Source organism: Paraburkholderia sp. BR14320 (genome assembly GCF_040948665.1).
GTDB lineage: Bacteria > Pseudomonadota > Gammaproteobacteria > Burkholderiales > Burkholderiaceae > Paraburkholderia > Paraburkholderia youngii.
Genome location: NZ_JBFPKG010000033.1, coordinates 48,956 through 74,078, shown reverse-complemented (window position 1 = coordinate 74,078; position 25,123 = coordinate 48,956). Strand labels below are relative to the sequence as shown.

Here is a 25,123-nt window from a genome sequence, read left to right as displayed (position 1 = left end):
CTAATATGAAAGACGATCAGCGTCTGCTGACGGTCGCGGGCGCGCTGCCGGCCGAGCGCATCATGGGTGTCGAGACGGGCGGCTGCCCGCACACGGCGATCCGCGAGGACGCGTCGATCAACCTCGAAGCGGTCGAGCGCATGCTCAAGCGTTTTCCGGACGCGGACATCGTGTTCATCGAATCGGGTGGCGACAATCTCGCGGCAACCTTCAGCCCGGAGTTGTCGGACCTGACGATCTACGTGATCGACGTGGCGGGTGGCGAGAAGATCCCGCGCAAGGGCGGACCCGGCATCACGAAGTCGGATCTGCTCGTGATCAACAAAACGGATCTCGCGCCGCTGGTGGGCGCGAACCTCGACGTGATGGCGTCGGACGCGAAGAAGATGCGCGGCGAGCGGCCCTTCGTGATGTGCAATCTGAAGGCGCTCGAGGGGCTCGACGAAGTGGTGAAGTTTATTGAAAAGAAGGGGTTGTTGAAGGTGTGAGGGGAGGATTTGGGAATGCGCGTGGTGTCGTCTTTACACGCCACGCTGCTAATCCCTACTCCGGCAACAACGCCGCCAACACATCCACCGTCCTCGCCGTCGCCCCGCGATGCCTCGCCGCGAACGCGGCAGCCGCACCGCCCATCGCGAGCCGCCGCGACTTGTCGCCGAATAGCTCGCGCAGCGCGCGCGCCAGATCGGCGGGGTCCTGCACCTGCACGGCGGCACCGGCCGCGACCGCATCGGCGGTGGCCTGCGTGAAGTTGAAAACGTGCGGTCCGATCAGCACCGGTACGCCGACCGCGCACGCTTCGATCAGGTTCTGTCCGCCGAGCGGCAATAGACTGCCGCCGATAAACGCAAGATCCGACGCCGCGTAGTAAGCGCCCAACTCGCCCATCGAATCGCCGAGCAGCACGTTCACGTCGCGAGGCAGCGGCGGCACGCCATCGTCGACAGTACGCGCCGCCGACGCGACCTTCGCATCGGGTGCCCAGTTCGATCGGCGTTCGAGCCGCAACCCCGCCTTCTCGACGAGCGCCGCGACTTCATTGAAGCGTTGCGGGTGACGCGGCACCAGAATCAGCAGCGCATCGTCGACGCCGAGCGCGGCGAGCGCCTCGAGCACCAGCGCCTCTTCACCCTCGCGCGTGCTCGCCGCGACCCACACGGGCCGCGTGCCGATCGCCGCGCGCCACGCGTGGCCGCGCGCCGCGAGTTCGGGCGGCGTGCTCATGTCGAACTTCAGATTGCCGAGCACCGCGACGTTGCGCGCGCCGAGCGAGGTCAGCCGCTCGGCATCGGACGGGCTCTGCGCGAGCACGCGCGCGAAGCCGCCGAACACGTCCTTGGTCGCGCCGCCGAACTTTGCCGCGCGCTTGAACGAACGCGCCGACATCCGCGCATTGGTCAGCACGAGCGGCACGTCGGCGCGCCGGCATTCGTCGATCAAGGTCGGCCATACCTCGGTTTCCATCACGAGACCGAGCGACGGCCGCCACGCGCGCAAAAAGCGCCGTACCGCATGCGGCATGTCATAAGGTAGATAACTGCGCAACACGCGGTCGCCGAAAATCTCGGTGCCGGTCGCGCGGCCGCTCGGCGTCATGTGCGTGAGCAGAATGCGAGCGTCGGGGCGCGCCTTCATCAGCGCATCGATCAGCGGCTGCGCGGCGCGCGTCTCGCCGACCGACACCGCATGCACCCAGATCAACGGCGCGTTGTCTTCAGGCAAGCGTCCACGCGAATAACCGAAGCGCTCGCCAATATGCTCGCGATATCCGCGCTCCTTGCGCGAACGGATCAACAGACGCAGCACGGCAAGCGGCGCGATCAGCCACCAGAGCGCGCGATAGATCGCTCTTAGCATCGGCGCTCCGCGTGGTTCGTCTTCGTCGCAAAGTCCACGACGCTGATACGCGCGATGCGGACCGGCACCTGCCCGGCCCTCGAAACGACCGCCGCGCTCAAACCAGCGCCCTGCCCTTCAGGCGCTCGAGAATGCCGAGCGGCGCGCATTCCGGCTGCGCCATCGCCTTCACCGGCAGGAAGAAAGTCTGCTCCAGCATGAACTGGCCGGACATCACCGCGTGCGAGGTCTGGTCGGAGAAGCACACCCACACGCTGCCCGGCGGAAACGGCATGGTCTGCTGCGGGCTCGTCTTCTGATAATCGAGGTCGGCCTTCATGCCGTCGTGCAGATTGAGCATCAGATGGTCGTACTCGCTGCGCGGTGACTTCGTCACATGCAGCAGGTTCAGCAGCCACGCGGAGCCCGGCATCTGCGGCTTGATGCGCGGCAGGAAGCGCTGCGCCATGTCCTCGAACGGCTCGCCGACGCGCCACACGCGCGGCACGCCGTGCGGATTCACATTGGTGAACACGCGCAGGATGCGCTCGCCGTAATTCGGCCGCGACGGAAACGCGTCGACGTGCAGACGGCTATCGTCCTTGCGCCACGAGGTTTCGCGTGTCTCGACCTGATGCAGCCGCAGGCTCGTCGGCGCGACGCGCAGCTTGCCGTTGTACTCGGGAAAGAGCCCGTCGACGAGCGTGCGCGCATTCGCCTGATAACGCGCGATCAACGCGCGCACCGCCGATTGCGTGACCGCATCGCCGGCCACGCCATGCAGCGCGCCGCCGTTCGGTTCGAGACTGATGTTCTTGCGGTTCGGATCGGCGAGCGCCGGGTCGAGCAGCGCCTGCTCGCCGCCGTCGATCGCGAAGCGCAGGTTCGGGAAGTACAGCACCTTGCCGCGCTCGACGCCGGCGAGCAGCGTTTCGCGCGGCACGGACAGGTTGCAGCCGTGCCAGTCTGCGTTCGCTACTTCGATGATCTGGGTTTCGTTCATGGTCGCCCTTTGGAACGGAGGGTGCGCAAGGCGAAGCGCACCGACAGGTTGCAGCAGGTGCTGATAACTGCCGGCCCGGGTTACAGCAAACCAAATGCGGCCAGCGCCGACTTGACCTGCTGCAGCGTGGGCGGCTGCCCGGCCGCGCCGAGATTAACGACGTTCGGCGACCAGTAGCCGCCAGTGCGCCACGCGGTCGAGAAATTGTACAACTCGACCGTAGGCCGCTTCAGCGCCGCCGCGATGTGGACCAGACCTGTGTCGACCCCGACCGTCGCGGCCGCGCCATCGATCAGCCCCACCACCGCCGGCAGCGACAGCTTCGGCGGCACGATCGCGGCCGCGCCGAACTCCTTCGCGAGCCGCTCGCTGGTCGCGCGCTCGGCGTCGCTGCCCCACGGCAGCACGATCGACGCGCCGCGCCGCACCAGCGTTTGCCCGAGTTCGATCCACGCGGCGTCGGGCCACTGCTTGTCGGCGCGCGAAGTCGCGTGCACGAACACCACGTACGGCACCGGCAGATTCAGATTGGCTTGCGACAGCGCGAGCGCGGCGCGGCCCGTATCGAGACCGAAGTCGATGTCGTCGGTGGGTTGCGGCGGCGGATCGTTCAGCGCCGCGGCCACCAGTTGCCGCGTGCGTTCGACCACATGCGTGCGCGGCGCGATCGGCACGCGCTGCCCGTAAAAAAAGCGCACCGGCCATTCGTAGCCGGCGCCGTCGGTGCGGTTGCCGAGCCCGACGAGCGGTCCGCGCGCCATGCTCGCGACCCACGCGGTCTTGATCAGCCCCTGACAGTCGATCACCAGATCGTAGTGCTCGGCGGCGAGCGCGCGCCGAAACGCACCGATCTCGCGCCAATTGTCGACGGACAGGATGCGCTTGCGCCAGCGCCGCAGCGACACCGGAATCGCGCGCCGCACGCCGCTCACGAGCTCCACGAGCCCGAGGAAGCTTTCCTCGACGAGCCAGTCGATCTGCGCGTCGGGATGGCGGCGCCGGATATCGGCGATCACGGGCATGTTGTGAACGACGTCGCCCAGCGACGACACCCTCACGATCAGAATCTTTTGCGCGCTCAAGAGTGGGAAAACCGGCTATCCGGCTCGAAGATGCGTTGAAAGGACCGCAATTCTAGCGCGTCGGATATCAAAGACATGAAAAACGCGGCGCGGTAAGGCAACCCGCGCCGCGTTCGGTAGCGGCGACGCTTCGACCCGTATTGACGAAGTTCGAAGCGCGCCGCCGCATCAGCCGTCAGAACGGCAGTTTCGCATCGGCCTTCTCCGCGAGAATCACGCGGCGGAAGTCGTCCTGGATGCGCTTGAGCGCCGCGTCGTTGTCGGCTTCGAAACGCATCACGACGACCGGCGTCGTGTTCGACGAACGCGCGAGGCCGAAGCCGTCCGGATACTCGACGCGCAGACCGTCGATCTTCACGACGTTGTCCGCGCCGGTGAACTTCGCGTTCTGCTGCAAGCGCGCGATCAGCTCGAAGTTCTCGCCTTCCTCGAGCTTCAGTTGCAGCTCGGGCGTGGAGTGCGAGTTCGGCAGCGAGTTCAGCAGCTTGCTCGGGTCGGCGACGCGCGTGAGGATCTCGAGCAGACGCGCACCGGTGTACAGGCCGTCGTCGAAACCATACCAGCGGTCCTTGAAGAACACGTGGCCGCTCATTTCACCCGCCAGCGGCGCGCCGGTTTCCCGCAGCTTCGCCTTCACGAGCGAGTGGCCGGTCTTCCACATCAGCGGCTCGCCGCCCTTGTCCTTGACCCACTTCGCGAGATTGCGCGTGCACTTCACGTCGTAGATGATCTGCGCGCCCTTGTTGCGCGACAGCACTTCTTCGGCGAACAGCATCAGCTGACGGTCCGGGTAGATGATCTGGCCATCTTTGGTGACGACGCCCAGGCGGTCGCCGTCGCCGTCGAACGCGAAGCCGATTTCCGCATCCGTTTCCTTCAGCGCGCGAATCACGTCTTCGAGGTTCTCCGGGTGCGCCGGGTCCGGGTGGTGATTCGGGAAGTTGCCGTCGACTTCGGTGAACAGTTCGACCAGTTCGCAGCCGAGCTTTTTGAACAGCTTGGGCGCGAGCCCGCCGGCCACGCCGTTGCCGGTATCGACGACGATCTTGATCGGACGCGCGAGCTTCACGTCGCTCGCAATGCGTTCGAGATACGCGTCGGCGATGTCGTATTCGGTGTAGCTGCCGTTACCGTCGGCGAAGTTCTCGTCGACGATGCGCTGATGCAGCGCGAGGATCTGCTCGCCGTAAATGGCGGCGCCGCGCAGCACCATCTTGAAGCCGTTGTAGTCCGGCGGATTGTGGCTGCCCGTCACGACGATGCACGAGTCGACGCGGCGCTCGCCGCCCGCGAGCTTCAACGGTACGCTCGCCGCGAAGTAGCCGACCGGCGTGGGCACCATACCCACGTTCACGACGTCGACGCCGGCCGCACGCAGGCCGTCGGACAGCGCGCCGATCAGTTCGGGGCCCGACAGGCGCCCGTCGCGCGCGACCACGACCGCGTCGCCGCCCTGCGCGCGCACTTCGCTGCCGAACGCGCGGCCGATGGAACGCGCGGCGTCGGCGTCGAGCGTCTTGCCAATGACGCCACGAATGTCATACGCCTTGAAAATCGATTTGGAGATCATGTTGGCTCACTTGCGTGCAATGGAAAATTTTGACCTGCGCATAGACGATAACCGGTAAAAACGCGGAAAAAATCGCATTAAAAACCACGGTAATACGCGCGTTAAAAAACCGCGTTATCACGCCTCGTTGCGCCCTTGCCGGAAGCGGTCCGGTTCCAACTTATAATTGCGTTCTTCTGACCAGCCTGAATAACGCCATTCTAATGCTTAGACGCCCTCCTTTTGTAAAGTTGCCGCGGCTGCCGGCCGGGCGGGCGAACGCGCACAGCGCCGCATGCATGGCCGCAAGAGGTGGCTTGAGCGGCGCGCAGCGGCGAGCGGCCAACGGATGCTGATGCTCAAACGCTTCGCCAATCCCGACGTCACGCGCGCGTTTACGAACATCGTCTGGCTGGGTCTCGAGCGGCTCACGCAGATCGGCGTGGCCATCGTGATCAGCGGCATGCTCGCGCGTTACTTCGGGCCCGATACCTTCGGCAAATGGCAGTACGCGAACACACTGCTGCTGGTGCTGTCGCCGATCACATGGGTGTGCGGCGCGGAAATCCTGGTGCCGACCATCGTCAACCGACCGCCCGAACAACTCGGCACCGTACTGGGCAGCGCGTTCGCGTTGCGTTTCTCCGTCTCCACCGTTGCACTGCTGCTCACGTGGCTCGGCATTGCGCTGCATTTCTTCGAGCCGCTCGTCGGTGCGATGCTCGCCGGCCTCGCGCTTACGATGCTGTTTCGCGAGCCGTTCGTCGGCGTGATCAACGCGTGGCTGCAAAGCATGACCTACAGCAAGCCGCAGTTGCTGACCAGCATGAGCACCGCTGTGATCAAGGCCGGTCTCGTCTATCTGCTGGTGCGCGCGACGGCCGCGCCCGCGCGTTTCGGCTGGCTGTGGGCGCTCGAATCGGCGGCGATCGGCGCGGTGCTGTCGCTCTATTTCATGCACCGGCATGGCGGCAAGCTGGGCTGGCATGTCGAACGTTCGCTCTTCAAGCACTTCGCGAGCGCGGGCACGGTATTCTGGCTCGGGCTCATCTGTATGTATCTGTTCCTGAAACTGGACCGGCTGATGCTGGAGCGCGCGATTACTTTCGCCGACCTCGGGCGCTACTCGGCCGCCCAGCAGTTGAATGAAAACTGGATCACGCTCGCACTGATGCTCGCGCAAACCATTGCGCCCGCATTCGTCTATCGAGTCCGAGGCATCGCGCAACTGCGCCGCAACCTTTGGCGGCTCACCGCACTGACCGCCGTGCTGATGGTGGGCGGCGCATTCGTGCTCGATCTGCTCGCGGGCTTCATCATCCGCCGTGTGTTCGGGCCGGACTTCGAAGGCGCGATCGAGATCTTCCGCTGGGCCGTGTGGCTGTCTGTGCCCGCCGGTATCGAGGCGATCGGGAATCTGGTCGTGCTCAAGTATCAGGCCAAGTTCGTGTTGCTGGCGAAGTGGCTGCTCGCGCTCGCCGTCGCGTTCGCCGTCAATCTGTTGGCGATCCCGCGACTCGGTGCGTATGGCGCGCTGGTCGGCCTCGCGGCCGGCTATCTGGCGGCCGCCTCGGTTAATCTTTATTACATCCGTTTCAAATTGCGCCCATGACGAATTCATCCGCCACCGCGCAAACCACGCTCGACGACGTCGCGGTGCTGATGCCCGCCTACAACGGCCAGGCGGACGTCGATTCTACGCTCGCGTCGTTTGAAGAAAGTGCGCTGGTGCACGTTTTGATCGTCGATGACGGCAGCACGCCGCCGATCGTCGCGCCCGCGCTGCCGAACCTGAAGGTCGAAGTGCTGCGCATGGCGCGCAACAGCGGCATCGAGCGCGCGCTGCAAACCGGGATCGATGCGCTCGCGCAGCGCGGCTTTCGCTTTGCCGCGCGCATCGACGCGGGGGATCGCGCGGTGCCGCAGCGGCTCGCGAAGCAGCGCGCGTTCATGGGAGCGCATCCGAACGTGGCGGGTCTCGGCATGTGGACCCAGGTCGTCACGCGCGCGGGCGAGCCGCTTTTCATGCTGACGCCGCCGGCCGAGCCGAACGTGATCCGGCGCCAGCGCTTTTTCCGTTCCTGCCTCGCGCATCCGTCGATGATGCTGCGTATCGATGCCGTCCGCACAGTCGGCAACTACCGCGCCGCGTATCCTTCGGCCGAGGACCTCGATCTGTTCTTACGTCTGATGGAACGCTACGATTGCGCGAACCTGCCGGAACTCGGCCTTTTCTATGAGCTGAACGAAGGCGGCATCAGCGCGACGAAGCGGCGCCGGCAGATCGGTTCGACGCTGCGTTTGCAGTTGCGCTACTTCAACGTGGCCAATCCATATGACTGGCTGGGCCTCGCGAAGAACCTGTCGCATCTGCTGCTGCCTTATCGCACGTTGCAGCGGGTCAAGCGCGCGCTGCTCACGCCGCGCGCGAGCCGTTGAGGCGCGCCGCGTGTGAGCGCTGTCGCTGTCGCTTCGTTCGCTGAACTTCGCGCCGCTGCGTGCGGCGCCGTATTCGTATCACTGGTCCACACTTCATTCAACGCCGTGCCTTTTTCCGCATGAAGCCCTCTTTCAAGTCGACGCCCGCGCTGCGCATTACACTCGTCTGCAACACGGCCTGGGCAATCTATACGTATCGGCAAGGGCTGATCCGCACACTGATCGGGCGCGGGGTCGATGTGACGGTGCTTGCGCCGCGCGATCGCACGTTCGAGTTGCTTGCCGCGATGGGCTGCCGTTGCATCGAGTTGCCGATGGCGTCGAAGGGCACGAGTCCGGGCGAAGATCTGCGCACGCTCTTTGCGCTCTATCGGCAGTACAGGAGGATCCGTCCGCACGTCGTGTTTCACTACACGATCAAGCCGAACATCTACGGCTCGATCGCGGCGAAGCTGGCTGGCGTGCAGTCGGTGGCGGTCACCACCGGGCTCGGCTATGTGTTCATCCAGCATAGCCGCGCCGCGCAGATCGCCAAAAGGCTGTATCGTTTCGCGTTCCGCTTTCCGCGTGAAGTATGGTTCCTGAATCGCGACGATCAGGCCGCGTTCATCGACGGCAAGCTGCTCGTGCATCCGGAACGCGCGCGGTTGTTGCACGGCGAGGGCGTCGATCTCGAGCAGTTCGCGTTCACGCCGCTGCGCGCTCGCGCGGAGTTTCGATTCGTGCTGATCGGGCGGCTGCTGTGGGACAAAGGCGTCGGCGAATACGTCGAGGCCGCACGGCAATTGCGCGAGCGCTATCCCCATGCGCGCTTCCAGTTGCTCGGGCCGGTCGGCGTCGACAATCCGAGCGCGATCACGGGCGACGAAGTCGCCGCGTGGGAACAGGAAGGCGTGATCGAATATCTGGGCGAAGCGCACGACGTGCGGCCGTTCATCGCCGATGCCGATTGCGTGGTGCTGCCCTCATATCGCGAAGGCGTGCCGCGCACGCTGATGGAGGCGTCGGCGATGGGGCGGCCGATCGTCGCGACCGACGTGCCCGGCTGCCGCGAAGTGGTGGCCGACGGTGTCAACGGTTTGTTGTGTGAAGCGCGCAATGCGCAGAGCCTCGCCGCGAGTCTCGCGCGCATGCTCGATATGAGCGGCGGGGAGCGGCGCGCGATGGCGGAAAGCGGCCGGCAGAAAGTCGCGACCGAATTCGACGAACGCATGGTCGTCGATACGTATAAAGACCTGGTGCAGAAAATCACGGGTGTTTTACTTTAATGGGAGCAACAGCATGACCACGAAGGGCACGATTCTGGTAACCGGCGGCGCGGGTTTCATCGGCTCGCACACCTGCGTCGAACTGCTGAACGGCGGCTACGACGTTGTGGTGATCGACAACCTCGTGAATAGCAAGCGCGAATCGTTGCGGCGCGTCGAGCAGATCACCGGCCGTGCGGTGAGCTTCTATGACAACGACGCACGCGACGCAGCCGCGCTGCAGCGCATTTTCGACGCGCATCCGATCACCGGCGCGATCCATTTCGCGGCGCTAAAAGCGGTCGGCGAATCGGTCGCGAAGCCGATCGAGTACTACGCGAACAACGTCGGCAGCCTGCTGACGCTGCTCGGCGTGATGCGCGATCGCAACGTCAAGCAGTTCGTGTTCAGTTCGTCGGCAACGGTGTATGGCGTGCCTGAAAGCTCGCCGATCGACGAATCGTTCCCGCTGTCGGCGACCAATCCGTATGGTCAATCGAAGTTGATCGCCGAGCAGATCCTGCGCGATCTGGAAGTGTCGGACCCGTCGTGGCGCATTGCGACGCTGCGCTACTTCAATCCGGTCGGCGCGCATGAGAGCGGTCTGATCGGCGAAGATCCGGCCGGCATTCCGAACAATCTGATGCCGTACGTCGCACAGGTCGCGGTCGGTAAGCTCGAAAAGCTGCGCGTGTTCGGCGGCGACTACGAGACGCCCGACGGCACCGGCGTGCGCGATTACATCCACGTGGTCGATCTCGCGCGCGGGCATCTCGCCGCGCTCGATGCGCTCGTCAAGCGCGATGCGAGCTTCGTCGTCAATCTCGGCACGGGCCAGGGCTATAGCGTGCTCGACGTGGTGCGCTCGTTCGAGAAGGCGTCGGGCCGGCCGGTGCCGTACGAGATCGTCGCGCGCCGCCCGGGCGACGTCGCGCAGTGTTTCGCGGACCCGAGCGCGGCCGAGAAGATCATCGGCTGGCGCGCGCAGTTCGGTATCGAGCGCATGTGCGCGGACCACTGGCGCTGGCAGTCGACGAATCCGCAGGGGTTTGCTTAAAGCGCTTCGGCGTCATCGCGTCGGGGTAAAAAACGGCGGCGGCATTCGCATCGCGCGGATGCCGCCGTTTGCTCGCCTACTGCGCGGATTCGCGCGGATAAAAATACAAACCGGCAACGTTCAACGCACCGGTCATTCCTTCCTTCGGCACCGCCGACACCAGAAAACGCCCGTGGGCGCCTCGCATTTCGTCAGGCGTGCAGCGCGCCGCCCGGGTGAACACGAGCTGCCAGTTTTGCGCGCTGTCGCACTCGCGAGCGCCAGCGACAATTCACGCTCAGGCGCAACGCGGCTTTCATGGTCGCGCGCAGGGTCGTTCGTCACCAGCACAGCACAAGCCGCCGCGCCCAGCAGAATGCCGAAGAGTCCGTTACTCCAGAAAACCCCGGCGAAGCGCGCGGCGTCCACTAAACGATTGGCTCGGTGGACACGGCTAAAAGCGGCATATTCAGCGGGCGGTCCGGGAAAGTGAAGGATCGTCTGGATCGCGAGAGGAATGAGGAAAAGCACCACGATCGCCAGTGCAACGGCAATCGTTCGGCCATTGCCGGCGAGGAAATGCCGGCTCAACACCCAGCTTTTACCGGAACCCGATCGAACGGAAATCCAGGCATTGGCTATCAGCGCGCACGCCAGCATCACGGCCGTCATACCCAGAAAAGATGCATGACCGTTCAGCAGAAATCCAAGGCTCACCGCAAGGAGGAGAAGTCCGTCTGCGCGTCCCATGATCAATGTCGCTACGGACACCGTGAACGCAGCAAAAGCAAAGTAGTAGAGATGCGGGAACCAGGGACCCGCGAAGGCCTGGTAGTTGATGTAAGCGGTGACGCCAACGAATATGGCCGTGGTGACGACGGCTGCCGCGGTGGCTTCCGTCCTCGCCTGCTGCATCCTGATCAGAATCGTCCCGATTGCCGCGATCCAGAAAGCGGAAAGCAGCGCAACCGCAAGGATCTGACCGGAAAACGGCGACGCAACCGCGTGCGTCAGATCGAAAAATACGATCTCGCCCGCGGCCAGCGCGTAAAGAAGCGCGGGACCAGGATGATTGAACCCCCGCTATGCCATCGACAGCCACGCATTTGTTCGGCTGGACGCTAGGCTGCCGCCCCCGACTCTTCGAGCCGGAACACCGCAATGGCGTCCTTCAGAATGACGGCCTGCTCCTCCAGCGACTTCGCCGCGGCCGCCGCCTGCTCGACGAGCGCCGCGTTGTGCTGGGTGACCTCGTCGATCTGCGACACCGCCTTGTTGACCTGCTCGATGCCGTCGCTCTGTTCGAGCGCCGACGCCTCGATCTCGCTCATCACGCCGGTCACGCGCTCGACGGCCTTCATCGCTTCCTGAATCGTCTTCTGCGCATCCGACACCAGCGACGCGCCCTCCTCGACCTTCGCCGCCGACTCGCCGATCAACTCCTTGATCTCCTTGGCCGCCGCGCCCGAGCGCTGCGCGAGGCTGCGCACTTCCGAGGCCACCACCGCGAAGCCGCGGCCCTGCTCGCCCGCGCGAGCCGCTTCGACGGCCGCGTTCAGCGCGAGGATGTTGGTCTGGAACGCGATCCCCTCGATCATGCCGATGATCTCGGTGACCTTGCGCGACGAATCGCTGATGCCGTCCATCGTCTCCGTCACGCGCGACACCACCTTGCCGCCGCGCGTGACCGTATCGAGCGCGCCGTGCGCGAGGCGGTTCGCCTGCTTCGCGTTATCGGCATTCTGCTTCACGGTCGCCGACAGCTGCTCCATGCTCGCGGCGGTCTCCTGCAGCGCGGCCGCCTGCTGCTCGGTACGCGCCGACAGATCGGCATTGCCCGACGCGATCTCGTTCGCGCCCTGCGTGATCGCGCTCGTGCTGCCGCGCACCTTGCCGACCGTTTCCACAAGGCCGTCGCGCATCCGGGTCAGCGCGCCGAGCAACTGACCCATCTCGTTGCGCGATTTGACCTTGATCGCGACGCTCAGGTCACCGGCCGCGATGCGCTCGAAGTGCTTGACCGTCGCGTTGACCGGCTTGATCAGCGCCGACGACAGCGCGACGCGCGCGCCCACGGCAATCACGAGCGCGATCACCGCGATCGCGCCGAACAGCACTGTCGCGAGCTGGAAGCGTCGCGCGCCGGTCGCGGCCTGCTGATGCTGATTGTCCATCTGCGCCTGTTCTAGCGCGTCGATCGCTTTCGAGTAAGACGCGTACAGGCTGTTCGCGGTATCCCCCTGGATGGTGCGGAAGGTGTTGAAGTCGAAGTCGGTCAATGCCTTGAATTCCGGTTCGATCGCCTTGTCGACGAGCGCCGCGCGCGCCTCGCCGACGCTGTGCGCGAGCTTGCGCTCGGCGTCGCTCGCGAACGGGCCGGCCATGTAGTTGTGGAAGTCGTTGTTCGATTCGACCAGCACCTTGTGCGCTGCCGGCAGCAGATCGTCGGTCTGCTTGCCGATACTGAACAACGTCTGATAGGTGCCCAGCGCGAGCTGCACCTGCAGGAGCTTCTCGGAACTCGCCTTCAGATGCGACAGCGCGGCCTCGCTGCGCTGCGTGTCGTCGAGGCTGTCGTTGGCGAGCTTCAGCGCGCCGTATCCGACAGCGATTACTGTCAGCAGGAAGGCGACGAATACGCTGATCACGAGCGTCAGTCCGCCGCGAATTGTGATGTTGTTTAGCATTGGGTCTCCGGAACGCCTTTGTTGCGCGCGACTGACACTTCGTCGCATCCAGGTTTACGGTTGCGGCGCGCGTGCGGCGCATAGGGGGAATCCATGAGAAGCCAGCGCTGACGGGCCTCTGCGGGCCGCTTCGATCTCGCTATCTGGGATATTTCTGCTGGCCCGCATGAAAGCTATGCGTCCCAGCCGCGCGCCGGCCGCCGTACGTTTCGTTTGTATAATTCCGCGTCTTCGCTCAGGCCCATTTTCATGCTTAGTTTTGCGCTCGGCTTTCTCGTCTCTCTGCTGATCACGCTGTTAATCGTGCGCTATGCGCATCTGCATGAAAAATTCTCGACCGATACCGATCTGGCCGGCGTGCAGAAATTCCATGTGCGTCCGGTGCCGCGCATCGGCGGGACCGGGATTCTGCTCGGGCTGCTCGCTTCCGCGGTGCAATTGCATCGCGCGTATCCGGCCGTGTCGGGCAGCATTCTCGGGTTGATCGCGTGCGGCATGCCGGCGTTCGGCTCGGGGCTCGTCGAGGATCTGACCAAACGCGTGTCGCCGCTCGCGCGCCTCGTCTGCACGATGGCGGCCGCCGCGCTCGCCTGGTTCTTTCTCGACATCGCCGTGACGCGCATCAGCGTGCCGCCGCTCGACTTTCTGCTGTCATATGCGGCGATCTCGTTCGTGGTCACGGTGCTCGCGGTCGCGGCGCTCGCCAACGCGATCAATATCATCGACGGCTTCAACGGCCTCGCGTCGATGGTCGCGTTCATGATGTTCGCGTCGCTCGCGTATGTGGCGTTCCAGGTGCACGACCCGGTCGTGCTGTCCGCGTCGTTCATGATGATGGGCGCGGTGCTCGGCTTCTTCATCTGGAACTTCCCGGCCGGGCTGATTTTTCTCGGCGACGGCGGCGCTTACTTCATCGGCTTCATGCTCGCCGAGTTGTCGATCCTGCTCGTGATGCGCAATCGTGACGTATCCGCGTGGTATCCGGTGCTGCTTTTCATGTACCCGATCTTCGAGACCTGCTTCTCGATCTACCGCAAGAAGTTCATTCGCGGCATGTCGCCGGGCATTCCGGACGGCGTGCATCTGCATATGCTGGTCTACAAGCGGCTGATGCGCTGGGCGGTCGGCGCGCGCACCGCGCGCGAGCTGACGCGCCGCAACTCGCTGACGTCGCCGTACCTGTGGCTGCTGTGCCTGATCGCGGTCGTGCCGGCGACGCTGTTCTGGCGGCACACGCTGCATCTGTTCTGCTTCGTTGTCGTATTTGCGGCGACTTATGTGTGGCTTTACGTGAGCATCGTGCGGTTCAAGTCGCCGAGGTGGATGGTGGTGAGGAAGGGGAAGCGGTAGGCAGGAACGACAAAGGCGCCCGGTGGGCGCCTTTTTGTTGGACGAAATAGACGGAGCCGCATCCAAAGCGGCTCATGTGTGTCATGGATATCGGCCGAAAATTCGAAATCCGTTCATTCGGCTCGAGAAATGGCAATAAAACCCGCTCGTCACAGAGATTCCTCGAGATTCATCAATGCACGGGATAAAGAAGAGCCCTGTCGCCGGGGCTTTCGTCTAATTCGTGCGATACCACCGCCATAGCTTCATGATCGCCACATACGCCAACACCGCCGCGATCAGTTCGATAGTCATCCATACCCCGATATACAGGTTTTCGGGGTCGCGGACACCGAGCCTCTCCGAAGCCCCCCACCATACTCGCGCTTCACCTTCTGTCCACGGATCGGAGATTCGGACATAACGGAATGAAAGAAGAAACAACCCAATAAACAGCGCGATCTTGAAGAGCCTACGGACAAGTGTTGCCATATGTGATGACCTCAATTGTTCCGTAGGCGCGAAGCCCGGAATTGCCGGCAGGAATCGTCATAGTGTGCAGCAGTGAGTTGCGGATTCTCAGGAAGTCCGTACGGCTCGGCAAGGTAATGCAGCCAAGCGAAATACCCCGACCACCTGCCGGATGCAACCGGAACTGGCCACGCTTGACGCCGTTGACCCATGTCCAGTCATCAATCACACCATCGTCACGATATAACGCGAACCATTCACTGTGATCGGTTGGACTCCCATCATAGGCACTAAACGCATCTTTCATCCACGCTAATGCCCTGGAGCCTACACCGCCAGCGGGACGCGCGACGATCCAGTATTTACCGGCGGGGATCGGCCCCTTGTCAGGTACAGCCGTGCAGCCGCCCCGATTGCCGTATTGCCGGTCGCCCGAATAAGCGTCGAAGGTGCCGATGCCGGAAATGATGAGCGGTGATAGGGGCTCGTGCTTCACGAGAGATTTGCCGGTGTCGTAAACTCTCCTGAGCAAAAAAATCCCCGTCGCCCGGGCTTTCGTCTACTTGGTGCGATACCACCGCCATAGCTTCATGATCGCCACATACGCCAGCGCCGCCGCAATCAGTTCAATCGATACCCACACCACGAAATACAAATCTTCGGGATCGCGCACGCCAAGCCAGCGCGAAGCAGCAAACCATGCCCGCGACTCGCTTTCTGTCCACTCATAGGCGTATGGACGGACATAGAGCAGAGAGAGATAGAACAGGCAGATGAACAGTGCGACCTTGAACACCCTACGGGCAAGTGTTGCCATATGTGATGACCTCAATTGTTCCGTAGGCGCGAAGCCCCGAAGTGCGTGCGGGAATTTCCGCGGTGTGCAGCAGCGCGTTGCGGATTCTCATGAAATCGCTATGGCTCGGCAGCGTGATGCAGCCTAGAGAAATCCCGCGTCCGCCTGCCGGATGCAAACGGAACTGCCCGCGTTTGACGCCATTAATCCACGTCACATCATCAATCGTCCCATCATCACGATACAGCGCGAACCATTCACCGTGATTCGATGGGTGACGCATTGCTGTATTCCACTCATCTTTTGCCCATGCAAACACCTGAGACCGGATGCCGCCCGTAGGGCGGTCGACGATCCAGTATCTACCGGCAGGGAGTGGCCCATCATTAGGCACCATCGTGCAGCCGCCCCGATTACGATATTGATTGTTGCCTGAATAAGCGTCGAAGGTGCCGATGCCAGAAATGGTGAGCGGTGATAGTGGCTCGTTATTTACGAGAAATTTGCCGGCGTAGGCCATGTGTCACGCCCCCTCATTGCGCTGACTGTAGGTCATTGCGTCCTGCATAGGTTCTCCCCGTTGGTGCGCCTAGACCGCAAGCGCGCGTGCCACTGGCGCGCTACTGGTCGATTCCGGATTTGCCGTCTCTTTCGCCTGCACAAAAAAAGCGCGCCTCAAGTGCGCGCAAAACATTTGCATCACGGATAAAAGAGCCAACAGAGCCGCCACCTCAGCGGGCCGACACACCGGGCAGCGACGGTTCAATGCTAGGGGTATGTGCCGGGCGCAGGCTTCAGACGACTCCGAAAAGCCGGGGCTTGTGCGAAGGTTGTCAACTCTGATCGGCAAAAATAAAAAAGCCCCAGCAACTCTGCTGGGGCTCTTATCGATAAACATCCAACGGCCAATTTCAACGGGTCGAACGACCCGCATTCGCGGTTACTGATTCAAGGCTTCGACTACTCCGACGACTCGCGGCAGCGGAACGCCTACGACACCCGCGTCGCCGGCGCCACACTACGCAGCGTCGTCGCCGTCGCCGGCAGATACTCCGGCACCCAGCGCCGCAGATCGCGCCGCACTTCATCGTCGGCCGGCACGCGATGCTGCATGAGCCACGGCAGCAGGTTATCGATCAGGCTGTCCGGCACTTCGCGCGCCTGCGCGATGCGCAGCTTCGGGTGCGGCGTGCGCGTGGTGGTTTCGTCGTCGGCGAGCAGTTCTTCGTAAAGCTTCTCGCCCGGGCGCAAACCCGTGAACACGACCCGAATCTGCTCTTCGGTGAAACCGTACAGGCGAATCAGATCGTGCGCGAGATCGGCGATACGCACCGGCTTGCCCATGTCGAGAATGAAAATCTCGCCGCCGCGCCCCATGCTCGACGCCTGCAACACGAGTTGCGACGCCTCCGGAATCGTCATGAAGAAGCGTGTGATTTCCGGATGCGTGACCGTCACCGGTCCGCCGCGCGCGATCTGTTCCTGGAACTTGGGAATCACGCTGCCAGCGCTGCCGAGCACGTTGCCGAAGCGCACGGTCTCGAACTGCGTGCGCCGCGCGCCCTGCTGCTGCAGCGCCGAGCACGCCATCTCCGCGAGCCGCTTGCTCGCGCCCATCACGTTGGTCGGGTTGACGGCCTTGTCGGTCGAGATCAGCACGAAATGCGCGACGTCGTGGCGGATCGCCGCGCGCGCGACGCGGTACGTGCCAAGCACGTTGTTGCGCACCGCCTGCCAGGTGTTGACCTCTTCCATCAACGGCACGTGCTTGTAGGCCGCCGCATGAAACACGATGTGCGGACAGTAGCGCGCCATCACCTGATCGAGCAGCAGCGAATCCTTCACGTCACCGACGAGCGGCACCACCGACACTTCCGGATACTTGTCGCGGAGCTCTTCGTTCAGGCGGTAGATCGAGAACTCGGAGATGTCGAACGCGACCAGTTGCACCGGACCGAAACGCAGGATCTGCCGGCACAGCTCCGAGCCGATCGAGCCACCCGCGCCCGTCACCATTACGACGCGGTTTTTCAGCAGCGCGGCGACGTGCTCGGTGTCGATCGTCACGGGGTCGCGGCCGAGCAGGTCTTCGAGATCGATCTGCCGCACCCGCGACAGGAACGCCTGGCCTTGCGTGAGCGGCGTGAGCGCGGGCAGTGTCATCGCGCGTACGCCGGCGCGCACGCACAGGGTGGCGATGCGCCGATGCGCCTCCACCGACGCCGACGGCACCGCGATGATCACGTGCTCGACCTTCAGCTCCGTGCAGATTTTCTGCAGATCGCTGATCGCGCCAACCACGCGATAGCCGTAGATTTCACGGCCCTGCTTGATCGGATCGTCGTCGAGCAGACCGACGAGGCGCCATTGGCCCGAGCGCTTCAGCTCGCGCACGAGGTTCGCGCCGGCATTGCCCGCGCCCAGCACGAGCACCGGCTTGCCCTGGCCGACCAGCCCGCCGTAGCGATAGAACTCCTTGGCCGCGCGATACAGCGCGCGTGAGCCGCCCATGGTCAGGAACAGCAGCATCGGCGACACGATCAGCACCGAGCGCGGCACCACCGGCGCCGGCTGCAACAGCGCCGAGCCGATCACGACGACGAGCGCGCCGACGCCGATCGCCTTCGCGATCCGCACCAGATCGGGCAGGCTCGCGAACACCCACATGCCGCGATAGAGGCCGTAGCTGCGAAACATCACCGCATAGATCAGCAGCACCCACACGAGTGCATGCAGCCCGCTCGACCAGAACGGCGCGGGCACCGGTCCGTTGAACCGGATCACATAGGCCAGCAGCCAGGCCATGGCCACCGCGCACAGGTCGAACGCAAACGCACTGAACGAAAGCCATCTGGCTTTGAAGCTTTTCATTGCGCAGAACCTCAGATTGGCCCGGAACGGGACACATGGCGCCGCCAGCGGCGATCAATACACAGCCCCGCTATGACCAGCACGGCAGCCCATGCGACGACAACCAGCCATTGATACAGAAGAGCGAATTGTAGCGCCCAGACAGCAAGCATTATGCCCGCCGCCATGAACAAATACCAAATCCACGCGGTCGATGCGTGCCCCAAACCCGACTGCACCAGTCTTTGATAGTAGTGTTCACGATGCGCCTGCCAAAATTTTTCACCGCGCAGCAGGCGCTTGAGCAGCGTGACCGACGCATCGCCGATGAATGGCGCGAAGCACAGCGCTGGAAACCACACCGGCCAGACGCCCTCGCGCCAGCCCCAATAGCCGAGCGCGCCGGCCAGAAAGCCGAGCGGGATCGAGCCGGCGTCACCGAGAAAGATGCGCGCTGGGTGAAAGTTGAACAGCAGAAAACCCGCGGCCGTGCCTGCGACGATCAGGCTCGCCGTGGCGAGCGCAGGGTCCGCGTGCCTCGACAGCGAGGCCGCCACTGCGTAGCCGCCGAAACCGAACAGCGCCATGCCGCCCGCCAAGCCGTCCGAGCCATCCATAAAGTTGTAGAGATTGACGAGCCACACCAGTAGCACCGCCATGCATGCGAGCGCCCACCAGGGCACGTCGGCCGGATAGACGGCGATCAGCGCCGCCACCGCCGCCGCATGGCCGCCGAAGCGCACGCGCGCTGGCAGGCCGCGTCGATCGTCGATCTGCGAGAGCGCCGCGAGCAGCGCCGCGGCAAGCGCCGCCAGCCACAGCGACGGCGCCGCGAGCACGATCAGCAGCACCGCGACCGGCACGATGCCCCAGCCGCCGACGCGCGGCGTCGGGCGCGTGTGCAGCGAGCGGTCGTTGGGGATGTCAGTGGCGAGCCGCCACGCGAGGCCGGTGCGCAAGAGCGTCCACAGGATCGCGGCGCAGGCGGCAAGTGCGGCGACGGCCCACACGAGCAGATGGAACAACGGGCAAGTGGTGAGTGCAGCGACTGGCATCGCCTTTTGTGGAAGCCAAAAGCTTAGAATTCTAAACCACCGCGTGTGTGCCGGCAGTCTGCATGGGGCAGCGCCATACGCGAGTCTTCCAACTGTGGGTCGCTCCGACGCACTTCGCGCCTGCGGTGTTACCAGACTGTACGTGCGACGCAGTCGCTTGGCCCTCCCGGCAACCAACCAAGGATGTCCTGGAACCCGGTATGATCGGAGCCCCAATTGAACCCTGCCTCAGAGGATGAATGTGAGCATAAATCAGGTGTGGATTGAAGTCTCACTTCTGGAGCACTGGGGACCAAAACCGCACGGCATCCCGCGCGTCACGCAAAACATCTTCCTGCAAAGCTTGCGTCGCGACGATGTGCGGTATTTTTACTACCACCGCACGGAAGAATCGTTCATTGCCATCCGGGACGTCGCGTACTTCAAGCGGCTTGCCGCTGGAGACGAACCGTTCAACGCGGACCGCTGCCCCGCAGGTCACCCGCTCACATCGCAGCTTGCGGAAGGCGATCGGATCTTCTTTTGCGAAGTCGGCTGGGACCACGCGCCGTACTATGGTTGTATGGCCGAATTGAGGCGTGAGCACCCGCGTACGATCTTCGAGTATCTTGTCCACGACCTGATCCCGATCAAATCGCCGATGTTTTTCGAGCAGGAATTCGGCAACCGTGCGGCTCAATTCCTCAGGTTGCTTCCGACTGTCGTCGACCGGTACGTCTGTGTATCGGATAGCACAGCCCGCGATGTGCGCAGCATCCTGGCACCGCGGGCCGAGACGGTCGTGATGAAGAGCGGCAACGATATGGGCCAGACGGGCGTCGCGCCGGACATCGACCGGCCATATGTGCTCAGCGTTGGAACGATAGAGATACGAAAAAATCATCTGCTGCTGTACTACGTCTGGCGAAAACTTGCGGCAGACCTCGCTGAACGCTGCCCAAAGCTGGTTCTGGTAGGTCGCGCGGGATGGCTGGCGAGCGATCTCGTCTATCTGCTTTCGCATGACCCGCTCGTCAAGGATCTGATCGAGATCCGTCACGGCATCACGGACGAACAGCTGGTCGGCTTGCTGAAAGGCTGCATGTTTACGGCATTCCCGTCGCATGCCGAAGGATGGGGTTTGCCTGCGAGCGAAAGCCTGTTTTACGGCAAAGTATGCGTCACCTCGAACAACACGAGCCTTCCGGAGATCAATCCGTTCCCTGCGCTGATGTTCGACTCGTACGACACGGGCCAGGCCTATAGGGTGATTCGCGGTCTGATCGACGACCCCGAACGACTGAAGGCCTATGAAGCGCAGATTCCACAGTGGTTCGAGCGACAAACGTGGGAAAAAAGCTTTGACGAACTCTTTGGCCTAATCGAAGCATAGTCGTCTAAAGCAAGTGCAACTCGGCGTCGCCTCATGGAGGACCGACGTAAATCCGTTCGGCAACGCGTTCGCCCGCGCTGGCGCATCGGGCGGCGCGCGTTGCGCGGGATCGGCTGCGCCTACTCGGTGAAAGAGGACTTGCGGTCATGCTTCTCCCTTGCGCAACCAGGACAGCCAAACGGCCTCTCGCAGCGCTCGCAGAGTGGATTATCGCGGCATGATAGTTAGCGATTCGATGCCGATTCCGATGCGGCGGGGATCTTCGATGCCGAGCCCAGGCAGATCTTTCGGCCGGCAAGGATGGGGAATGACGAACTCCAGCGCATTTGCGTCCACATCGTTGAAGCAAAATTCATAGGTCGTCGCCTCTTCGATCGGCGCGAGCTTCTTAGCGGACGTCTTTGCGCCGGCGCGTACCTGCAGGTCTTTTCTCACGTTGGGACCGAAGACGCTTTTGAGTTCCAACCTGAGCGCAAAGTCGCGTGGCAGCTTGTGCGTAAATTCAAACTTCACGATATCGCCGATAGTCCATCGTCCCCAACTTTCCGCTACCGAGAGTCCCGAAAACGAGGAGACATAGGCAGGCATTCCGTCGATGGATAGAGCTATTCCATCCTCCAGCGCAGCGGCATAGCGGCTCCCGTTATCAATCGTCCGATTGACGGTATTGAGAGGCTTTTGGCCAATGACGACTTGAGAAAGCGGGAGCGCGTCGACACAGCTGAACGTTTCGATGGAAAGCCCGAAATCGTCGAATAGCCGCTTGATATACGCACGCGTAAATCCCAATTCGAGCCAGCCCCAGCGGCGCATCGCCCGCAAGGACTCCCCGTCGAGGCGCGGCCCCCAAGGATAGGGAAGCAGCGAGTTCTCCTGTTCAAGGATAGGTTCCGCCGCCAGTATTATCTTTGCATCGAGCTCCAGGTGATTAATGAGCATTTCGCGCAGACAGTCTCGATGATCGATGACGTGATGGAACGACTCGAAAAAGATAACCGCGTCGTACTTGTAGTTTGCAGTCCTGGACGCTAACCATTGGTCCAATGTTTGCGCGATGACGTTTGGCGGCTCGGGATAGTGCTTCGTTGCATCGCGAATGATCTTGCACTGCAACTCGTTCGGATCGAGAGCGTCGACGCGATATCCCATGCGCGACAGATTCGTGGTCAGCGAACCCACACCGCAACCCACTTCAAGAATGCGCGCGCTCGGCGGAAGGTTGGCGACCTTGATAAGAAACCCATATGCAATCAGCGATATACCCACGGTCCCTGCGGATTTGGTACCCCAAGGATACGGCCAGTCCCGTTCATGCTCCGGATTGAGGTTCGCGTCCGGCAACCCTTCGAGATGGGCGTCATGCGTCCGACCAATGATTTCCTCGTGTACCGATTTCACACGGGCAATATAAGTATCGGAAACCGGGTCGAGGCGTTTCATTTCAGAAAGATCGCCACTGGGTGAGATAGAAAACGCCGCCAAGCGCCGAACGAGATCAGCATTATCCTGAGCAGCATGCTCGACATCTGCAAGCATGCGATCCAACTCTGCGAATTCGGCTTGATTAAAGAGAGTCATGGGTGCTCCTTTCTCCTCATGAGTTAAGTCGCACGGACGGCGGGTTCTATTCAGCCATTCAGAACGCCGCACGGTCTTCGCGGCGCCCCGCTCATTCGGCACTCGCGCTGGAGTTGCCGGCGCAGTCTGGTCTATTTCCGAGCGAGCTTTTCTTCAAGTGCCCAGATCAATCGCTCCTTGTCATTGACGACCTTCTCCAGCACTTCGGAACGGTACTCATAAATCCTCGCGCGTTCTTCCGCGGCTTTCGCTCGAGCGATCAATGCATCGATCTCATGCGGCAAAAGCCCCGCCCACGCTGGCAAATGGGCAGCGCGCCGCTCCTTGTATCGTTCGATGGCCGTAGCGACGCGATCCTTGTCGAACCCGGCAATGAGGTTGGTAAATTTGTTCTGCGTCAGGTGCTCATGAGCGACGTAATAGGCGACATTCTCGACGCGCATATCGCACGCTTCCAAACCGTGGATGGCGTAGATGTAAGGAAAGATGGAGAGGAGCCGTTCGCGAAAATCTGGAATAGTCATTCGTCGAAACATGGAAAGACACCAGTGATTCATCTCCATGAACACCAGAGGCTTGAAAGTTTCGAGGGTTGCGCGGGCGCCTTCGAAGACATCGAGCTCGAAACCCTCGACATCGACTTTCATCGCGTCAACACGCGCGAGGCCCATGGATTCGAATGCTTCGTCCAGACGATAGACCGGCACAGTGTCTACGAAATGGATGCCGTCGTTGATCGAGAACTTGTCGGCAACGAACGATCCAGCCAGGAAGTCAGGATTTCCCTGCATTTTCAATTCGCCAGCCTGCGCGCCCAACGCGAAATTAAGACGCGACACGTTAGTCACTCCAGCCGCGGACAGGTTTTTCTCCAATAGCTCGAAAGTTCGAGGCACAGGTTCAACGGCGGCAATCTTGCCGTTTGGGCAGAATGTAGAAAAAGCGATGGACGTAAATCCGATGTTCGCGCCTACGTCGATAACATGCGACTCGTTGGTAACCAGGGAGTGCAGCACGTCGAGCGTCGCCGGCTCGAATGTGTCGCCCATGCTGGTGAGATAGCCGCTGTCGCCAGTAATGTCGAAAATGGCATCAACAATGCGTACCTTCCTGCTTTGTAGACTCATTTGCAATCCTGAGGTGTAAGTATTTGTATACGATCCGCAGCTAGACAACGATTCTCTATAAGCAGAAGCGCAAATATGGCGTCACCCGAAGTCCCCACGCACCCGCCCGGCTTTGACATAGACGCGATCCCGTGACTCGAGCGGTACTCAACGATGAAATCGGCGAACGAGACTGCCACCATCTGTTGCCGGAGGTTTGGGCGTCGATCGCCGATACCATCTTTGCGATGATGTGCACGTCCCCTCGCCTGCAGTCAAAAGCTTTTCTCCGCACCGGACGATTCGCTACAGTTCGCGGAACGCAATTGAGCGAATTCCGACTCCGATCTGGCGGGCGTCCTCATTGCCCCACTCTGGCACTTCTTTGGGTCTGCCTGGACACGGGATCAGCAGCGTCAGCATCTTTGTCTTTACGTCACGAAACCTGAACGAATATGACTTTTTGTCTTCTACCATCCTTAGAGTCTCGACCTGAGACTTCTGGTCGATCACTACAGTGAGGTACTTGCCGACATTTGGCCCAAAGACTTGATGAAGTTCGAGCAGTATTTCCACGTTTGACGGTAACTGCTCGTTAAACACCAACTCAACGCGAGAGCCGACCGTCCATCGCCCCCAGTCCTCCCTGAACGAGAGGCCAGAGGCCCATTTGAGGAAGCTTGGGAACCCTTCTGCGGCGAGATTGAACCCCTCTTCGATCGTAGCCTCGTAACGACGAGAGTCGTCTTTCAGTAGAACTTCACAATATGGACGTTGAATGCGGCGCGATCCGACGACGATTTGCGATAACGGAAGGGCCAGGTCCGTTTCGAGACGCTTATATTGCATGCCAACCCGAGCCAATAAGTCTTGCAGATACCTTCGTGTAAACCCGAGTTCAAGCCGCCCCCATTTGCGCATCGAGCGCAGTGATGCGCCATCCAGACGAGGCCCCCAAGGATACGGGAGCAGCTCGGAAGTGCTCGGAAAAATTGACTCTGCGGCAATGATGATTTTGGCGTTATCTTCAATGTGCCCGTCTCGCGTAAGCTTCTCGAGACAAGACTTGTGATCCATGATACGGCGGAACGATTCAAAAAAAATCACTGCGTCGTATTTATAGCTTTTTTGGCGTTTATCGATCCAGTCGTTAAGCGTCGACGCGATGACATTCGGCACGAATGGCAGATCCCTGGTCGTGGCGACGACCGAATCGCATTGCGCGAAGCTCGGGTCGAGCGCGTCGACTCGATATCCCATACGCGCCAGATTCCAGGTCAGCGAACCCGTACCGCAACCGACTTCGAGGATGCGTCCGTGACGCGGGATGTCTGCAACCTGGATCAGGAACCCGCATGCGATAAGCATCGCAGCAACCGACTTCGGATGTCGGGCATCCCATGGATACGGCCCCGAACTTTCACCTTCATGGTTCGACTGACGCGTGGCTCGCGGCTCCAAAGTATGCATTTGACCCACGATCTCTTCGTGAACTTGGCGAATTTTCGTCAGGTACTCGTCGGAGAAGGGATCCATCTCGTTCAGCGTACGAAGTTCGCCGGCAGCTCTGATCGAAATCCTCGCCAAGCGGTCCTGCAAGTTGACGTCACGAGTGGCTCCGTTCTCGATGGAGGCCAGAATCTCGTCGATTTCTTTCAGTTCTCCCTGGTCGAAAATTGCCATAGAA

General features: G+C 62.0%; 21 protein-coding genes and 1 pseudogene. 7 read left to right on the top strand and 15 right to left on the bottom strand.

Translation table 11 applies throughout. The features are described 5' to 3' along the window. Positions 1–8: 8 nt before the first annotated feature. Positions 9–488 (top strand): annotated as a pseudogene (gene ureG, locus AB3X89_RS26320) (urease accessory protein UreG); the annotation flags it as partial. 55 nt (positions 489–543) lie between these two features. On the opposite strand, the gene waaA reads toward ureG, so the two are convergent. The 4 genes from waaA to AB3X89_RS26300 form a co-directional block, all read right to left on the bottom strand. Further along, positions 544–1,857 carry a lipid IV(A) 3-deoxy-D-manno-octulosonic acid transferase gene (gene waaA / locus AB3X89_RS26315; protein WP_368585904.1) on the bottom strand — a complete coding sequence of 438 codons (1,314 nt, stop codon included), beginning with the start codon at positions 1,855–1,857 and terminating at the stop codon, positions 544–546. Between the two features lie 97 nt (positions 1,858–1,954). Beyond that, a complete protein-coding gene (locus AB3X89_RS26310; protein WP_368585903.1) occupies positions 1,955–2,839 on the bottom strand; it encodes a Kdo hydroxylase family protein in 885 nt (294 codons plus the stop codon). An 80-nt stretch (positions 2,840–2,919) separates the two neighbouring features. Further along, positions 2,920–3,921 carry a lipopolysaccharide heptosyltransferase I gene (gene waaC / locus AB3X89_RS26305; RefSeq protein ID WP_368585902.1) on the bottom strand — a complete coding sequence of 334 codons (1,002 nt, stop codon included), beginning with the start codon at positions 3,919–3,921 and terminating at the stop codon, positions 2,920–2,922. A 175-nt stretch (positions 3,922–4,096) separates the two neighbouring features. Continuing rightward, positions 4,097–5,491 carry a phosphomannomutase/phosphoglucomutase gene (locus AB3X89_RS26300; protein ID WP_368585901.1) on the bottom strand — a complete coding sequence of 465 codons (1,395 nt, stop codon included), beginning with the start codon at positions 5,489–5,491 and terminating at the stop codon, positions 4,097–4,099. A 328-nt stretch (positions 5,492–5,819) separates the two neighbouring features. Between AB3X89_RS26300 and AB3X89_RS26295 the strand changes: the two genes are divergently transcribed. The 4 genes from AB3X89_RS26295 (at position 5,820) to galE (ending at position 10,213) form a co-directional block, all read left to right on the top strand. Continuing rightward, positions 5,820–7,082, top strand: a complete 1,263-nt coding sequence (locus tag AB3X89_RS26295) for an oligosaccharide flippase family protein (protein WP_368585900.1) — start codon at positions 5,820–5,822, stop codon at positions 7,080–7,082. After that, complete coding sequence (locus AB3X89_RS26290; protein ID WP_368585899.1) at positions 7,079–7,909, top strand: glycosyltransferase; 831 nt, start codon at positions 7,079–7,081, stop codon at positions 7,907–7,909. The genes AB3X89_RS26295 and AB3X89_RS26290 overlap by 4 nt, the downstream gene beginning before the upstream one ends. A 119-nt stretch (positions 7,910–8,028) precedes the next feature. Continuing rightward, complete coding sequence (locus AB3X89_RS26285) at positions 8,029–9,177, top strand: glycosyltransferase family 4 protein (protein ID WP_368585898.1); 1,149 nt, start codon at positions 8,029–8,031, stop codon at positions 9,175–9,177. Positions 9,178–9,190: 13 nt separating this feature from the next. Then, positions 9,191–10,213, top strand: a complete 1,023-nt coding sequence (galE, locus tag AB3X89_RS26280) for a UDP-glucose 4-epimerase GalE (RefSeq protein ID WP_368585897.1) — start codon at positions 9,191–9,193, stop codon at positions 10,211–10,213. Between the two features lie 132 nt (positions 10,214–10,345). On the opposite strand, the gene AB3X89_RS26275 is transcribed toward galE, so the two are convergent. Beyond that, positions 10,346–11,107 (bottom strand): hypothetical protein, encoded by a 762-nt coding sequence (locus AB3X89_RS26275; protein WP_368585896.1) that lies wholly within the window; start codon positions 11,105–11,107, stop codon positions 10,346–10,348. A 206-nt stretch (positions 11,108–11,313) separates the two neighbouring features. Continuing rightward, positions 11,314–12,879, bottom strand: a complete 1,566-nt coding sequence (locus AB3X89_RS26270) for a methyl-accepting chemotaxis protein (RefSeq protein ID WP_368585895.1) — start codon at positions 12,877–12,879, stop codon at positions 11,314–11,316. 249 nt (positions 12,880–13,128) lie between these two features. Between AB3X89_RS26270 and AB3X89_RS26265 the strand changes: the two genes are divergently transcribed. Further along, positions 13,129–14,229 (top strand): glycosyltransferase, encoded by a 1,101-nt coding sequence (locus AB3X89_RS26265; protein WP_368585894.1) that lies wholly within the window; start codon positions 13,129–13,131, stop codon positions 14,227–14,229. A gap of 216 nt (positions 14,230–14,445) precedes the next feature. On the opposite strand, the gene AB3X89_RS26260 is transcribed toward AB3X89_RS26265, so the two are convergent. The 6 genes from AB3X89_RS26260 to AB3X89_RS26235 all read right to left on the bottom strand — a co-directional run bounded on the left by AB3X89_RS26260 (position 14,446) and on the right by AB3X89_RS26235 (position 19,380). Beyond that, a complete protein-coding gene (locus tag AB3X89_RS26260; protein WP_368585893.1) occupies positions 14,446–14,700 on the bottom strand; it encodes a hypothetical protein in 255 nt (84 codons plus the stop codon). Further along, positions 14,681–15,175, bottom strand: coding sequence for a DUF2778 domain-containing protein (locus tag AB3X89_RS26255; RefSeq protein ID WP_368585892.1), 495 nt, complete (start codon positions 15,173–15,175; stop codon positions 14,681–14,683). The genes AB3X89_RS26260 and AB3X89_RS26255 overlap by 20 nt, the downstream gene beginning before the upstream one ends. 63 nt (positions 15,176–15,238) lie before the next feature. Further along, on the bottom strand, positions 15,239–15,496 hold the full coding sequence (locus AB3X89_RS26250; RefSeq protein WP_368585891.1) for a hypothetical protein: 258 nt from the start codon (positions 15,494–15,496) through the stop codon (positions 15,239–15,241). Then, positions 15,477–15,995 carry a DUF2778 domain-containing protein gene (locus AB3X89_RS26245; RefSeq protein ID WP_368585890.1) on the bottom strand — a complete coding sequence of 173 codons (519 nt, stop codon included), beginning with the start codon at positions 15,993–15,995 and terminating at the stop codon, positions 15,477–15,479. Before AB3X89_RS26245 ends, AB3X89_RS26250 begins: the two co-directional genes overlap by 20 nt. A gap of 470 nt (positions 15,996–16,465) precedes the next feature. Continuing rightward, the gene (locus AB3X89_RS26240) at positions 16,466–18,346 is read right to left on the bottom strand and encodes a nucleoside-diphosphate sugar epimerase/dehydratase (RefSeq protein ID WP_176109369.1); all 1,881 of its coding nucleotides are present in this window, start codon (positions 18,344–18,346) and stop codon (positions 16,466–16,468) included. Between the two features lie 11 nt (positions 18,347–18,357). Beyond that, complete coding sequence (locus AB3X89_RS26235; protein WP_368585889.1) at positions 18,358–19,380, bottom strand: glycosyltransferase family 4 protein; 1,023 nt, start codon at positions 19,378–19,380, stop codon at positions 18,358–18,360. 256 nt (positions 19,381–19,636) lie between these two features. Between AB3X89_RS26235 and AB3X89_RS26230 the strand changes: the two genes are divergently transcribed. After that, a complete protein-coding gene (locus AB3X89_RS26230) occupies positions 19,637–20,752 on the top strand; it encodes a glycosyltransferase family 4 protein (RefSeq protein ID WP_368585888.1) in 1,116 nt (371 codons plus the stop codon). A gap of 207 nt (positions 20,753–20,959) precedes the next feature. Here the strand turns inward: AB3X89_RS26230 and AB3X89_RS26225 are convergent, their stop codons facing one another. From AB3X89_RS26225 to AB3X89_RS26215, 3 genes are all read right to left on the bottom strand, one after another. Further along, complete coding sequence (locus AB3X89_RS26225; protein WP_368585887.1) at positions 20,960–22,330, bottom strand: methyltransferase domain-containing protein; 1,371 nt, start codon at positions 22,328–22,330, stop codon at positions 20,960–20,962. 131 nt (positions 22,331–22,461) lie between these two features. Beyond that, positions 22,462–23,457, bottom strand: coding sequence for an FkbM family methyltransferase (locus AB3X89_RS26220; RefSeq protein ID WP_368585886.1), 996 nt, complete (start codon positions 23,455–23,457; stop codon positions 22,462–22,464). 285 nt (positions 23,458–23,742) lie between these two features. Beyond that, positions 23,743–25,119 carry a methyltransferase domain-containing protein gene (locus AB3X89_RS26215; RefSeq protein ID WP_368585885.1) on the bottom strand — a complete coding sequence of 459 codons (1,377 nt, stop codon included), beginning with the start codon at positions 25,117–25,119 and terminating at the stop codon, positions 23,743–23,745. Positions 25,120–25,123: the final 4 nt, after the last annotated feature.